This is a genomic window from Nocardiopsis sp. NPDC006198, from assembly GCF_040613895.1.
In the GTDB taxonomy this organism is placed as follows: Bacteria; Actinomycetota; Actinomycetes; order Streptosporangiales; family Streptosporangiaceae; genus Nocardiopsis; species Nocardiopsis tropica.
This window is the reverse complement of sequence record NZ_JBEXSY010000028.1, coordinates 1-13,495: the sequence shown is the minus strand read 5'-3', so window position 1 is coordinate 13,495 and position 13,495 is coordinate 1. Positions and strand designations below refer to the sequence as shown.

At 71.8% G+C, this 13,495-nt stretch carries 11 protein-coding genes; 6 read left to right on the top strand and 5 right to left on the bottom strand.

Annotation, left to right across the window (positions count from 1 at the left end; translation table 11 throughout):
• Positions 1-474: 474 nt before the first annotated feature.
• Positions 475-1,704 (top strand): acyl-CoA dehydrogenase family protein, encoded by a 1,230-nt coding sequence (locus tag ABZ234_RS19620; RefSeq protein ID WP_267945384.1) that lies wholly within the window; start codon positions 475-477, stop codon positions 1,702-1,704.
• 455 nt (positions 1,705-2,159) lie between these two features.
• On the opposite strand, the gene ABZ234_RS19615 is transcribed toward ABZ234_RS19620, so the two are convergent.
• Both ABZ234_RS19615 and ABZ234_RS19610 read right to left on the bottom strand, forming a co-directional pair.
• Positions 2,160-2,510, bottom strand: a complete 351-nt coding sequence (locus tag ABZ234_RS19615; protein ID WP_355013026.1) for a hypothetical protein — start codon at positions 2,508-2,510, stop codon at positions 2,160-2,162.
• Positions 2,511-2,806: 296 nt separating this feature from the next.
• Positions 2,807-4,255, bottom strand: coding sequence for a helix-turn-helix domain-containing protein (locus ABZ234_RS19610; RefSeq protein WP_355013025.1), 1,449 nt, complete (start codon positions 4,253-4,255; stop codon positions 2,807-2,809).
• Between the two features lie 217 nt (positions 4,256-4,472).
• Between ABZ234_RS19610 and aceA the strand changes: the two genes are divergently transcribed.
• The 3 genes from aceA (at position 4,473) to ABZ234_RS19595 (ending at position 7,190) form a co-directional block, all read left to right on the top strand.
• The gene (aceA, locus tag ABZ234_RS19605) at positions 4,473-5,771 is read left to right on the top strand and encodes an isocitrate lyase (protein ID WP_355013024.1); all 1,299 of its coding nucleotides are present in this window, start codon (positions 4,473-4,475) and stop codon (positions 5,769-5,771) included.
• A 260-nt stretch (positions 5,772-6,031) separates the two neighbouring features.
• Positions 6,032-6,304 carry a DNA primase gene (locus ABZ234_RS19600; RefSeq protein WP_355013023.1) on the top strand — a complete coding sequence of 91 codons (273 nt, stop codon included), beginning with the start codon at positions 6,032-6,034 and terminating at the stop codon, positions 6,302-6,304.
• 67 nt (positions 6,305-6,371) lie between these two features.
• A complete protein-coding gene (locus ABZ234_RS19595; protein WP_344180759.1) occupies positions 6,372-7,190 on the top strand; it encodes a CPBP family intramembrane glutamic endopeptidase in 819 nt (272 codons plus the stop codon).
• Here ABZ234_RS19595 and ABZ234_RS19590 read toward each other — a convergent pair.
• Entirely contained in the window at positions 7,159-8,445 is a 1,287-nt protein-coding gene (locus tag ABZ234_RS19590; RefSeq protein ID WP_355013022.1) for an MFS transporter, read from the bottom strand. The two genes, ABZ234_RS19595 and ABZ234_RS19590, sit on opposite strands and share 32 nt — an antisense overlap.
• A gap of 168 nt (positions 8,446-8,613) precedes the next feature.
• Between ABZ234_RS19590 and ABZ234_RS19585 the strand changes: the two genes are divergently transcribed.
• Positions 8,614-9,315: a FadR/GntR family transcriptional regulator gene (locus tag ABZ234_RS19585; protein ID WP_267945391.1), complete on the top strand. Its 702-nt coding sequence runs from the start codon at positions 8,614-8,616 to the stop codon at positions 9,313-9,315.
• Between the two features lie 88 nt (positions 9,316-9,403).
• Here ABZ234_RS19585 and ABZ234_RS19580 read toward each other — a convergent pair whose 3' ends face one another.
• Together ABZ234_RS19580 and ABZ234_RS19575 are read right to left on the bottom strand one after the other, a co-directional pair.
• Positions 9,404-10,171, bottom strand: coding sequence for an RraA family protein (locus ABZ234_RS19580; RefSeq protein WP_267950433.1), 768 nt, complete (start codon positions 10,169-10,171; stop codon positions 9,404-9,406).
• Between the two features lie 259 nt (positions 10,172-10,430).
• Positions 10,431-11,339: an Lrp/AsnC family transcriptional regulator gene (locus tag ABZ234_RS19575; protein ID WP_352984927.1), complete on the bottom strand. Its 909-nt coding sequence runs from the start codon at positions 11,337-11,339 to the stop codon at positions 10,431-10,433.
• Positions 11,340-11,836: 497 nt separating this feature from the next.
• On the opposite strand from ABZ234_RS19575, the gene ABZ234_RS19570 reads away from it, so the two are divergent.
• Positions 11,837-13,369, top strand: coding sequence for an LCP family protein (locus ABZ234_RS19570; protein WP_352984925.1), 1,533 nt, complete (start codon positions 11,837-11,839; stop codon positions 13,367-13,369).
• The last annotated feature ends 126 nt before the right edge of the window (positions 13,370-13,495 follow it).

The following is a 13,495-nucleotide window of genomic DNA, read 5'->3' as shown; positions in this document are numbered from 1 at the left end:
GGGGCCCGGCGCGGCCCGGAGGGGGCCGCGGACAGGACCGGCGCGGCGTATCCGCCGGGTGGGCTCCCCGCGCCGTGCGGCGCGGAGGGTGTCGTACTGCTCGTCGGTGTGTCGTCCGGTGGGGTGCTCGTGCCCGCCGGAGGACTCCCGGCGGTGTCGGGAAGGCCCCTGGCAGCCGTGTCCCCGTTCTCCGCGGGCCTTCTACGATCCGCCGCGGTGGCCGCGGGTTCGGCGGAACGGGGACTGCCGGGCGCTGTGGCCGGATCCGGCCAGGGCGGGGTCGGTCGAACGGCGGGGGAGGCGGGGGCGCGACCGGCGGCACCCGCTCGCCCCGCCGGGCGCGGCCTGCCTCCGCCGCCGAGGGGCAGGCCGCGCCCGGCGGACGATTGTGCCTGGAAGATCCTGCTGTTACCGTTGGTAACACGCATTGACCGCCCCTCCGCCCCCGGAGGGTCCGACAAAGGATGTAAGCGCATGAGTGAGGCCCCCGCGCCCGCCTTCAGCCTGGAACCGAGCGAGGACGTCCGCGACGTCCGGGACTGGGCCCACGGGTTCGCCGCCGACGTCATCCGCCCCGCCGCGGCCGAGTGGGACGAACGCGAGGAGACCCCCTGGCCGATCATCCAGGAGGCGGCCAAGATCGGGCTCTACTCCCTCGACTTCTTCGCCAACCAGTGGCTGGAGCCGAGCGGGCTCGGCATCCCCGTCGCCTTCGAGGAGCTCTACTGGGGCGACCCCGGCATCGCCCTGTCCATCACCGGCACGGGGCTGGCCGCCGTCTCCGTCGCCTCCAACGGCACCCAGGAGCAGCTCTTCGAGTGGGTCCCGCAGATGTTCGGCAGCGCCGAGGACGTCAAGCTCGGCGCGTTCTGCTCGTCGGAGCCCGACGCCGGGTCCGACGTCTCGGCCATCAGGACCCGCGCCGTCTACGACCAGGCCAAGGACGAGTGGGTCCTGAACGGCGTCAAGACGTGGGCGACCAACGGCGGCATCGCCGACGTCCACGTCGTCGTCGCCTCGGTCGAGCCGGAGTTCGGCTCCCGCGGCCAGGCCTCGTTCATCGTGCCCCCGAACACCCCGGGCCTGTCCCAGGGCCAGAAGTTCAAGAAGCACGGCATCCGCGCCTCCCACACCGCCGAGGTCGTCCTGGACGACGTCCGGGTCCCCGGTTCGTGCCTGCTGGGCGGCAAGGACAAGCTCGACGAACGCCTCGCCCGCGCCCGCGAGGGCCGCAGCTCCAAGGGCCAGGCCGCCATGAAGACCTTCGAGGCCTCCCGCCCGAGCGTGGGGGTCATGGCGGTGGGCACCGCGCGCGCCGCCTACGAGTACGCGCGGGACTACTCCACCCAGCGCGAGCAGTTCGGCCGCCCCATCGGCGACAACCAGGGCGTGGCCTTCCTCCTCGCGGACATGGCCACCCGCATCGACGCCGCCCGCCTGCTGGTGTGGCGCGCCGCCTGGATGGCCCGCAACGGCAAGGACTTCACGAACGCGGAGGGCTCCATGAGCAAGCTCTACGCCTCGGAGACCGCCACCTTCGTCACCCAGAACGCCCTGCGCATCCTCGGGGGCAACGGCTACACGCGTGACTACCCGGTGGAGCGCTGGCACCGCGACGCGTCGATTTTCACCATCTTCGAGGGGGCCAGCGAGATCCAGAGGCTCATCATCGGCCGCGCCGTCACCGGCCTGCCGATCCGGTGACGTCCATGCAGGTCGGAGCGCTGGTTCCGTCGGTGCAACCCGGGTCTCGGACGGGTCGTGTGCGGTGCGCGGGCACCCGTCGAGTCACTCGGATTCACCGGTCCTTCCCTGCTTGACGGGGACGAGTATTGCCGCTGCCATTGCCGCGGCAATGGCGCACATGGCCGCCCTCGGACACGAGGTCGGGCAGCCCTGAACCCGGGAAGCGGCACCACGAGGGGAAGTCGCCTCGACCGGACTCAGCGGGACGGTGGAACACGAGAGCGGCCCCCGCGTCCGGGAAGGGGGGATTCTCGGGGTCCCCGCAACTCCCTGAAATCCAGGGTGTTGCGGGGATCGCTGGAACCCACGGGAAAGGACGCGGGGGCCGGTCGCCGCCCGGCAGGTCCCCACCCGTCGGACGCACGCTCGGGAACGGCGTGCTCATCGGAGGTCGGGCATCAGGGACGGTCGCCTCACGCGGCAGCGCGGGAGGCCTCCGCCTCCCCCGCCGGACCGTACGCCGGCGTCTGGCGGGTGAGCCCCCACGTCAGCAGCACACGCCCCACGGTGCGCACGCGGGCGGGGACCCGGGTCTCCAGGAACCGGCCTGCCGCGAAGTAGGCCACGGTGACGGCACCGGACACGACCGGGGTCACCACCTCGGCCAGGGACCCCTCGGGGATGACGATCCCCCGTGAGCTGGCGTGGTGGACGGCCGCGCCGACGATGACGCCGACGATGACGGGAATCAGGGTGCGGATGTTCGCGGGCAGGTTCATGGGCTCCCTCTCAGGGGTGTCGAAGGGGACGGAGCGGCGCACCACGCGAAGCGGTTCCCCCTCGGCGGAGCACCGGCACACGCACCACCCGAAGGCGGTACCACTACCGGTACAGGCGGTTCGGGCAAACGACAAGGAGCTGGTACGCCCGGTACCGGCCCCTGACGTGCGGTTGCTCCAGCCGGCGGAAGGCGTCCGCGGCGGCCGAGGACCTTCCCGGAGACGGGGTCGCCGGGTTCCGCCGGCCGCCCGCGGGACCGCAGGGCCGTCCCCGCCGCGGGAACACCGAAGGGCCGGGACCCCTGGCCCCGACCCCTCTCCGTCCGTCCTCCTCCGGCGCCTCAGGCGCGGTCCTCCACGCTGTGCTTCTCCAGGAACGTGTAGACGTCGTGCTCGTCCACGCCCGGGAAGGTGCCCGAGGGCAGGGCCGACAGCACGTGGGAGTGGGCGCGGGCCGACGGCCACACGTTGCCCTCCCAGCGGGCGGCCAGGTCCGCGGGCGGGCGCACGCAGCACTCGCCGGTGGGGCAGTTGGACTGGGTCCGGTTGGTGGTCTCCCGTCCGCGGAACCAGCGCGACTCCTTGTAGGGCACGCCGAGGGTGATGGCGTAGTTGCGCTCCCGGCTCGGGTCCACGTGTGCCACGCACCAGTGGGTGCCGTTGGGCTTGTCCGTGTACTGGTAGTAGATCGAGTAGCGGTCCGGGGAGGCGAACACCTGGCGCCCCGACCACTGGCGGCACATGCGCTGGCCCTCGATGGCGCCGGTCTCGTCGGTGGGGAAGACCAGGCCGTCGTTCTCGTAGGCCTTGTAGATGATGCCGGTCTCGTCGTTGCGGATGAAGTGGCAGACCAGGTCCAGGTGGCGGTGGGCCAGGTTGGTGAACCGGTGGGCCGCCATCTCGTAGGAGACCGAGTAGACGTCGCGCAGGTCCTCCACCGAGAGGTCGCGTGCGTGCTTGGCCTCCTGGAGGTAGGTGACGGCGGTGCTCTCGGGGATGAGGACGGCCGCCGCGAAGTAGTTGGCCTCGACCCGCTGGCGCAGGAAGTCGCCGAAGTCCCGGGGCTGGCCGTGGCCGAGCACCACGTGGCCGAGGGTCTGGAGGAGGATCGTGCGCGGGCTGTGCATGCCCAGCGTGGTCTCGCGCTTGAGGTAGATCCGCCGGTTGACGTGGTCGGTGAGGGAGCGCACCGAGCGGGGCAGGTCCTGCACGTACCTGAGGCTGAACCCGTGGTGCGTCGCGATCGCGAGTATCTGCCCCTGGGAGAGGGCGCCCGCGGTGTAGTTGACGGCGTCCAGGGTCTCGGTGGCGGCCTTCTCGATCTGCTCGAAGTAGTTGCCGCGCTCGCGCATCTGCCGGCGCAGGTCGGCGTTGGCCCGCCTGGCCTCCTCGGGGCTGGCCGTGGGCTTGGCGTGGCGCCGCTTGAGCTCGTCGTAGAGGCCGACGATGTGTTCGAGCACGTCGTTGGGGACCCTCTTGCCGACCTTGAGGTGGGGGAGGTTGAGCTCCTGGTAGAGGGAGTCGCGCTGGGCCTCCTCCACGGAGATCTCCAGCTGCGCGCGCCGGCTCGGGGGCTGCTTGGAGAGGAGTTCCTCGACGGAGACGCCGAGGGCGGAGGCCAGGGAGGTGAGGAGGGAGAGCTTGGGCTCGCGCTTGCCGTTCTCCAGCAGGGAGAGCTGGGAGGGGGCCCTGCCGACGCGTTCTCCCAGGTCGGAGAGGGTCATACCTCGCGCGCGCCGCAGATGACGGAGCCGCTGACCAAAGGTGACGAGATCTAGGTCACCTGTCAAAGACGGTATTTCTTCAGCACCAAAGTACGCCATGGGTTCATCTTACGGAAAGAATCGCTGATCTTCGCACGATTTCAAGTGGAAAAGCTCTGGAACTTCACCAAGAATCATAGTTACCGGCGGGGAACATACGCCCAGGGCTCAGCCCCTGGTCCTGGCAGGAACTCCCTCGACCGGTGCGAACACCTTGGGGACTACACGTAAGGCGGGAACGAACATGGGCACCAGCGCTCGACGTCAGGAAGCCAGCGCCGAACTCCAGCGCGACTGGGAGACCAACTCCCGGTGGGCCGGTATCGAGCGCACCTACTCCGCCGACGACGTGGTCAAGCTCCGCGGTTCGGTCACCGAGGAGCACACCCTGGCCCGCCGGGGCGCCGAGCGCCTCTGGGACCTGCTCCACACCGAGGACTACGTCAACAGCCTCGGCGCCCTCACCGGCAACCAGGCGGTCCAGCAGGTCCGCGCCGGCCTGAAGGCCATCTACCTCTCCGGGTGGCAGGTCGCCGCCGACGCGAACCTCTCCGGCAGCACCTACCCGGACCAGAGCCTCTACCCCGCCAACTCGGTCCCGGCCGTGGTCCGCCGCATCAACAACGCCCTGCTGCGCGCCGACCAGATCACCTGGTCCGAGGGCGACGACACCGCTCCCGAGTGGCTCGCCCCGATCGTGGCCGACGCCGAGGCCGGCTTCGGCGGCGTCCTCAACGCCTACGAGCTGATGAAGGGCATGATCGCCTCCGGCGCGGCCGGCGTGCACTGGGAGGACCAGCTGGCCTCCGAGAAGAAGTGCGGCCACCTGGGCGGCAAGGTCCTCATCCCGACCGGCCAGCACGTCAAGACCCTGAACGCCGCCCGCCTGGCCGCGGACGTCGCCGGTGTCCCCTCCCTCGTCATCGCGCGGACCGACGCCCAGGCCGCGACCCTGATCACGAGCGACATCGACGAGCGCGACCGGCCCTTCGTGACCGGCGAGCGCACCGCCGAGGGCTTCTACCGCTTCCGCAACGGCGTGGACGCCTGCGTCGCCCGCGGCCTGGCCTACGCCCCGCACTCCGACCTGCTCTGGATGGAGACCGCGACCCCCGACCTGGAGGTCGCCCGCGACTTCGCCGAGCGCATCAAGGCGGAGTACCCGGACCAGATGCTGGCCTACAACTGCTCGCCGTCCTTCAACTGGAAGCGGCACCTGGACGACGCGACCATCGCGAAGTTCCAGCGCGAGCTGGGCCACATGGGCTACAAGTTCCAGTTCATCACCCTGGCGGGCTTCCACTCGCTCAACCACTCGATGTTCAACCTGGCCAAGGGCTACGCCCGGAACGGGATGACGTCGTACGTCGAGCTCCAGGAGGCCGAGTTCGCGTCCGAGGCCGCCGGCTACACCGCCACCCGCCACCAGCGCGAGGTCGGCACCGGCTACTTCGACGCGATCAGCACGACCATCTCCCCCGAGGCCAGCACCACGGCTCTCACCGGCTCCACCGAAGAAGACCAGTTCTCAGCGGCTCACTGACCTGGTCTTCGTTCCCAGGAGTCCGTCCCTCCCCGCTTTCGTGGCTGGGGCGGGGCGGGACGGACTCCGCCCCCTGGCCGTCGGCCGTACGCGGTCCGTGTCACACGCGTATGGCCGGCGGCTTGTCCGTGTCCGGTTTCGGGCGTCCTCCGTCGCGGATTCGCGCACGCGTCGCTTTGGCCGCCCGCCGTACCGGGACCTAGGCTGGCGACCGCGCGGGGTCGGCGCCCGCCGGCCCGCCACGAGACCAGGAGGCACCCGTGAAACTCCTCGACCCGCTCCTCGCGACCCTTCCCGTCCTGCGCCGCGTCCTCGCCGTGGGCGCCCTGTCGGCGTTCGTGGTCCTGGGCACCGCCGCCTGCGACGACGTCCTGCCGGACGTGGACACGGAGCAGCAGGACGACGGCGACCAGGACGACGACGGCGATGACGGCGGCGACGACCAGGACGGCGACGGCGACGATCAGGACGACCAGAACGACCAGGACGACCAGAACGACCAGGACGACCAGGACGACGACGGCGAGGGCTGACACCGGGGAGCCCCGTCCCTGAGCCCCCCGGTCACGCGTCCGGCGCACAGCGCGTAGATTGCGACGCGTGACCGACAAGACCCGAGCACCGCACACCGCCGAGGACGCGGGGACGCCGTCCTCCCCCACAGCACCGCCGGAGCGGGGCCTGCTGCGCTGGGAGGTCGTGTGCGTCCTCGCGCTCTCCCTGGGCGCGTCCGCGGTATCGGCGATCATCTCCTTCGCGGGCGTGCTCACGGCTCCGGGGGGCCTGGCCGAGCAGACCGCGAGCCTGGTGAACCCGCGCGCCGACGCCCGCCCCTGGCTGGACCTGTCCCGCCAGCTGTACGCGCTGGTCTTCTCACTGGCCCCGGTGCTGCTGGTGGCCTACCTCATGCGCCGCTCGGGGGAGTCCTCCCGCACGATCGGCTTCGACGTGCGCAGGCCGGGCTTCGACCTGGGCACCGGCGCCGCCCTGGCCGCGCTGATCGGCGCGGGGGGCCTGGCCGTGTACGTGGTCTCCTGGAACCTGGGCCTGACCCTGACGATCGTGCCCAGCACCCTGGAGGGCAACTGGTGGGACGTGCCCGTCCTCGTGCTCCAGGCCGCCAAGAACGGCGTCCTGGAGGAGGTCATCGTCGTCGGGTACCTGCTGCACCGGCTGGGCCAGCTCGGCTGGGCGCCGTGGAAGGCGGTGCTCGCCAGCTCGGTGCTGCGCGCCTTCTACCACCTCTACCAGGGGGTGGGCATGTTCTTCGGCAACCTGGTGATGGGGCTGGTCTTCGGCTGGTTCTACCTGCGCTACGGGCGGGTCATGCCGCTGGTGGTCGCGCACACCGTCATCGACATCGTGGCCTTCGTCGGCTCCGTGTACCTCATCGGCCGGATCGACTGGCTTCCCTTCTGAGCGCGCGGTCCCGGATGGCGTCCTCGAGGTGGCCGGGTCTGCCCAGCAGCAGGCCCACACCCAGGTTGACCGCGACCAGGGCCACCACCAGCAGCAGCGGGGCGTGCCAGCCGCCGCTCGCCTCGTGCAGCAGGCCGAACAGGAAGGGGCCGGCTCCGCCCATCAGGTAGCCCAGGCTCTGGCTGGAGGCCGACAGGGCGGCCGTGCCCGCGCCGGTGCGGGTGCGCAGCGCGAAGGAGGTCAGGGCGAAGACGAAGCTGCCCATGCCGATGCCGACGAGGGTGGTCCACACCCACACCCCCGAGAGCGGGGAGAACCACAGCCCGGCCAGGCCCGCGAGGTAGGCGGCGGCGAACATGACCACGAACGGCCGCTGGTCGCGGAGCCGGGTGAGCAGGGTGGGCAGCACCAGGGACATCGGGATGCCCAGGACGGTCAGGTAGGACAGGGCCAGTCCCGCCGTCTGGGGGGACATGCCCTGGTCGCGCAGCATCTGCGCGTACCAGCCGAACATGATGTAGGCCACCGAGGACTGCGTGCCGAAGTACAGCATGGCCTGCCAGCCGATGCCGGTGCCCAGCACCTGGCGGAAGCCCAGCGCCTGGGAGGGGTCCCCGGGGGCGGGCTCGTGGCGCAGCGCCAGCAGCCAGGGCACGGCGGCGACGACGCCGAAGAGGGCGTAGGCGCCCAGGGCGATCCGCCACTCCCCCGTGGACTGCTCCAGGGGGACGGTGGAGGCCGCCGCGATGGTGGTGCCCAGGGCCAGGGCGGTGGTGTACACCGTGGTCATCAGGCCGACGCGGTCGGGGAAGTGCTGCTTGACCAGGGCGGGGAGGATGACGTTGCCGACCGCGCCGCCGGAGAGCGCCACGGCGCTCAGGGCCAGGAACATCCAGGGCTCGGGCACCAGCGCGCGGGTGGCGAGGCCGACGGTGACGGCGGTCAGCGCGTAGACCAGCAGGTGGTGCTCCCCCAGGCGGCGGGCCAGGGTCGGGGTGAGGCCGCCGAAGAGGGCGAAGCACAGGACGGGGAGCGTGGTGAGCAGGCCGGCGCCGACCGCGGTCATCCCGAGTCCGGCGGTGACCTCGCCGAGCACGGGGCCGACGCTGGTGATCGCCGTGCGCAGGTTGAGGGCGGCGAGGGCGATGCCGGCCGCGAGGAGCAGGAGGACGGCCCGCGGCGGGCGGGCGGGGGCGGTCGTGCCTGCGGGGGGACCGCTCGTCACGGGCGTGTGGGGCGCTGATCCGGCGCTCATGGAAGGCGACTCACAGATTCGTAGGATGACCGGATGTACTTCATGAGGATAACGCATTGCCGTTCGAGGCCAATTCCCGACGGTAACTGGTCTAAGCTCCGGCCTTAACCGTTCCGTACCTGTGCGCTGGCCCTGTCATCCGGCGACCCGCCCCTAGGAGGTAAACGCGTGCCCCTCGCCTCGACACGCCGGACCGGTCTCGTAGACCAGGTCATCAGTCAGTTACGAGCGCAGATCGACTCGGGTGAATGGGGCGTCGGCGACCGCATCCCCACCGAGTCGGAGCTCTCCGACCAGCTCGAGGTGGGCCGCAACACCGTGCGTGAGGCCGTCCGCGCCCTCGCCCACGCGGGCCTGCTGGAGATCCGCCAGGGTGCGGGCACCTTCGTCCGCGCCTCCAGCGAGCTCGGCGGCGCGCTCCGGCGCCGCCTGGAGCGCTCCCGCCTGCGGGAGAACCTGGAGGTGCGCCGCGCGCTGGAGGTGGAGGCCGCCAGACTGGCGGCCCTGCGCCACAGCGACGAGGACATGGCCGACATCGACCGCGCGATGGCCCTGCGCGAGGCCGCCTGGCGCGACCGCGACATGAGCGCGTTCGTGGAGGCCGACTTCACGTTCCACCGCTCGGTCGTCAACGCCACCCACAACACCCTGCTCATCGACCTGTACGACGACATCGCCCAGGTCGTGTACGCCAGCATCGCGCACACGGCGTACGAGCAGAACGACGGCGCCACGAACCAGCCCTCGTCCGAGACCGACGGCGTGGACCACTCGAAGCTGACCGAGGCCATCCGCTCCGCGGACCCGGCGGCGGCCGCCCGGGAGGCCACCTGCTACATCGACGAGCTGCTGTCCCTCACCGAGGACTGACGCCCCGGACGCGCGGCGCCGGCGCCGCCGCGCGGGGCGGGAGCCCGGGCCGGTCCGGAGAGGACGGGTCCGGGCACGCGGACGGGGCTCAGTCTCCCCGGTAGGCCTCGCCCACGGCCGGGCGCGGCCCCACACGGGGTCGCCCCGCCGCAGGGTGGCCCTCGGCCGCGAGTGACGCGGTGTCGCGGCGCACCGCGCCCAGGGCCCGGGAGCGCCCCGCTGCGGGCCGGCTCCCGCTCCCTGCGGCCCCCTCCCAGCCCGAGACCCGCGAGGGGTCCAGGCCGAGCAGGTCCAGGGTGCTCTCCCCCGCGTACACGGCGTCGATGATCTCCTGCTCCCGGGAGAGGCTGCTCATGGTCTCGGCGATGATGGCGCTCACCTGCCCCCGGGGCAGGCAGACCACGCCGTCGTCGTCGGCGACGATCCAGTCGCCGCGGCGCACCGGCAGGGGCGCCGGGCCGCTCGCGGTCATGCTGATCTCCCGGCCGACGGAGCCGCCCGCCTCGTGGCCCGCCTCGCGGACGGCGACCCCGGCCCCGAACACGGGGAGCTCGCAGCGCGCGATGGCGGCGATGTCGCGGACGCAGCCGTCCAGGACGATGCCGCTCACGCCGCGGGTCCGGGCGGCCACGGCGAGGATCTCGTCGACGTAGCCGTACTCGGACTCCCCCGCCACGTCCACGACGAGGGCGGCCCCGGGCGGCGCCTGGGCCACCGCCACGTGGAGGGCGAGGTTGTCCCCCGGTGTACAGCGCACCGGGAAGGCGGTCGCGGCGAACGCGGCCCCCGGCCAGACCGAGAACAGGTGCGTGCCGAAGGGCCGGCCGCCGCAGCGGGCCAGTGCCACCGTTCCCACAGCCGTCAACGTCTTCGCAAGCGCCACGTCAGCCTCCCACTACACCCGCGCCCGGTGCGGCCGGTTCGGACCGACCTCCTCCATACTCACGGGTAACTTAAGCGTGACGCAAGCCATACGTGGCGGAAACACGTAAAAATGCTACCGATGGTTACAGATGAGCCCGAAGCGCACGCGGCCTCCCACCCTGCGTCACGCACAGGGCCGGCCCCGACCGGGCCCGCGCCTGGTCGGGGCCGGTCGGCCCGGACGGCCCCGCTCAGCCGGGGAACCACTCCACCGGCCGCTCCCCGCCCCTGCGCTCCTTGCGCACGGACAGGTGGTCCCAGGTCTCCACGTAGCCCACGCCCGGCGCGGACCGCACCGACTCCAGCGCCTCCACCAGCTGGCAGCGGTCCGGGGCGGTGAGGGTGCCGATGATGTCGTAGCGGCCGAAACCGCTGGCCATGAAGGAGACGCGGGGCATGTTCGCCAGCGCGGAGCCCAGCGCCTCGGCGTCGCCCCGACAGCGCAGGCCGAAGCCCAGCTGCTCGTTGGCCCCCACCGCCGACGGCTCCACCAGCGCGGTCACGTGCACCACACCGGAGTTCAGGAGCCGCACGACCCGCGAGCGGGCCGCCGCCTGCGACAGGCCCACCTGTCGGGCCAGGTCCGCGTACGAGGCCCGGCCGTCCTTCAGCAACTGCCGAACCAGACGCCAGTCCAGGGCGTCCAACTCGATGTCGCGCAGTTCCCGCACGCTGCTGTGGGCGTCCTTGAAGACGGCGTTGGCGCGGAAGACCTCCGCGCCCTCCACCCCCGGCAGCGAGCGGAGGTCGGTGAGCTCCTTGGTGAGGGCTCCGTCGTCGGCCACCCGCACCTGCGCGACGGCCGGGAACCTCCCGGCCGACTGCGCCGCGAAGGTCACCGCCTCGCGCTCGCCCAGCGCCTCCAGCAGCGGCCCCACGGGGCCGCTGACCCGGAACGACACATGACCGAGGACCTCCATGCCCACGACTCCGGCGTGCAGCACCCCCACGATCCGGATCGCCCCCGACTGGACCAGCTGGCGCACTCTGGCGCGAACCGCCGTCCGGGACAGGCCGACTCCGTCGGCCAGCGCCTGGAACGTCGCTCTGCCGTCCCCCTGCAACGCGCGCATAAGCGCGGCGTCAACCGCATCAAGCACGATGGTGCCTTTCGTTCCCATGACGCCGCCCTTCCCCCGGACGACGCCCCCTCCTGCGGCCAGATCATCGCAGCTGTGGAGCCCGTTCACTACTGATCGCGAAAGAAATCGGTTGATTCACCCCTTTGATCGGCCCGAAAGCATCATCCAATCCCCCAACCACGGCGTCGGGACCACATAACAGACTTGTATAGAACATCCCTCTTGAGTGAGTAGTCGTGCGCACAACTCTCACAAAGCGCCACACTGAACTTGCGGACCCTCGCACACCGCTCCGGCAGGGCACACGTGCCCCGGGGCGGGAGGCGTACCGCACCGAGCGTCCGACGTGACGGGCGCCGCCGGGGAGGGTTCCCCGCGGCCCCGCCGGACGCGGACCCGACAGGGGCCCCGGACACGGAGCCGGGCCCCGGGGCGTGACCGTCGCGCGGCGAGGGCGACGGGGGACAACCGAACGGGGCGGACCCAGCCGTCCCGATGCTGGAGAGGAATCGTCGGTGGCAGCGGAGGACGATCAGCGGGACGAGGCGCCCGCGCGCCTGAGTACGGGGCGGGCGCTGCTGTGGACCGCGGCGTCGGTCCCCCTCCCGGGCCTGGCCCACCTGCGCATGCGGCGCAGGGTCGCGGGGGCGGTGATCCTCGGCCTGTACCTGGCCGGGATCGCGGCCCTGGCCTTCTCGGCCTGGCGCATCGGCGCACACGAGTCGGGGGCCATGGCCCTGCTCGCCGGAATGGCGGTCCAGAGCCGCTGGCTGCTGGGCGCCATGGGCCTGGTGTTCGTGGCCGCGGTCCTGTGGCTGGCGGTCGTCCTCCACTCCTGGACGATCACCAGACCCGCGGGGATGCCCTTGGGCCGGCGGCTGCTCAGCGGGGCCGTGGTGCTGGTCCTGTGCCTGGCCATCGCGGCGCCCTCCGCGCTGGCCCTGCACGGCGGGTACACGGCCCACGAGACCCTCGCCGACGTGTTCAGCGGCGACGAGGACCCCGAACTGCCCCCCCACGACGCGGCCGACCCCTGGAACGGGGCGGAGCGGGTCAACGTCCTGCTGATCGGCGCGGACTCGGCGGACAACCGCTACGGGGTCCGCACGGACACCATGATGGTCGCCAGCATGGACCCCGAGACCGGCGACGCCGTCCTGGTGGGCCTGCCCCGCAACCTGGAGAACGTGCGGTTCCCGGAGGACAGCGCCCTCGCCGAGCGCTACCCCGAGCCGTACGGCTTCGACCTCCTCCTCAACGACGTGTACCAGACGGTGGCCGAGGAGCCGGACGAGCTGGCGCTCAACCCCGTCGTGGGGGACCCGTCCGCCGACACCCTCAAAAAGGTGATCGGCTACAACGTCGGCCTGGACATCGGCTACTACGCGATGGTCGACATGATGGGCTTCCGCGACCTGATCGACGCCATCGGCGGCGTGCAGGTCCGCATCGAGGAGCCGATCCCCTACGGCGTCCACGGAGGGGTCCTGGAGCCGGGCCTGCGCAGGCTCGACGGCCACGAGGCGCTCTGGTACGGGCGGTCCCGGGTCAACAGCGACGACTACGGGCGGATGGGCCGCCAGGGCTGCCTGATCAAGTACGTCACGGAACAGGTCGAGCCGACGACGATCCTGACGAGCTACCGCAGGCTCGCGGGCGCCACCAAGCGGACCCTGAGCACGGACATCCCCCAGAGCAAGGTGCCCGCGTTCATCGAACTGGCCGACCTGGTCACCGACACCGGGCGGATGAGCACGTTCCAGCTGTCCCCGCCCCAGGTCAACACCGCCAACCCCGACTGGGACGAGGTCAGGGACCTGGTCGCCGAGGCGATCGCCGCCGGGAGCGGGGAGACCGACGACATGCCCGACGAGGCCTCCCCCTCCGCCTCGCCCGAGGAGGGCGGCGAGGACGCGGAGGAGGCCGCCGGGGAGGGCGACGACCGCACCGAGTGGCAGGAGTACACCGGGCTGGACGAGGAGGAGCCCGCCGACCCGGGCCGCCAGGTGGGCTCGGAGGCCACCGACCTGAACACGATCTGCCCCTGATCCGACCAGGCGCGCGACGGCGCCCGGGAGCCTCGGAGTCCACGGGCGACGGCCACTGCTACCTCCCCGAGGAGAAGCTCATCTCCGCCGCGGTGAAGATCCTCCAGGTGGAGGCGGGCCTGGTGA

Coding starts and splice junctions, on each gene's coding strand:
- ABZ234_RS19590 (WP_355013022.1), bottom strand. CDS start 8,445: ATGAGCGCCGGATCAGCGCCCCACACGCCCGTGACGAGCGGTCCCCCC.
- ABZ234_RS19620 (WP_267945384.1), top strand. CDS start 475: ATGAGTGAGGCCCCCGCGCCCGCCTTCAGCCTGGAACCGAGCGAGGAC.
- aceA (WP_355013024.1), top strand. CDS start 4,473: ATGGGCACCAGCGCTCGACGTCAGGAAGCCAGCGCCGAACTCCAGCGC.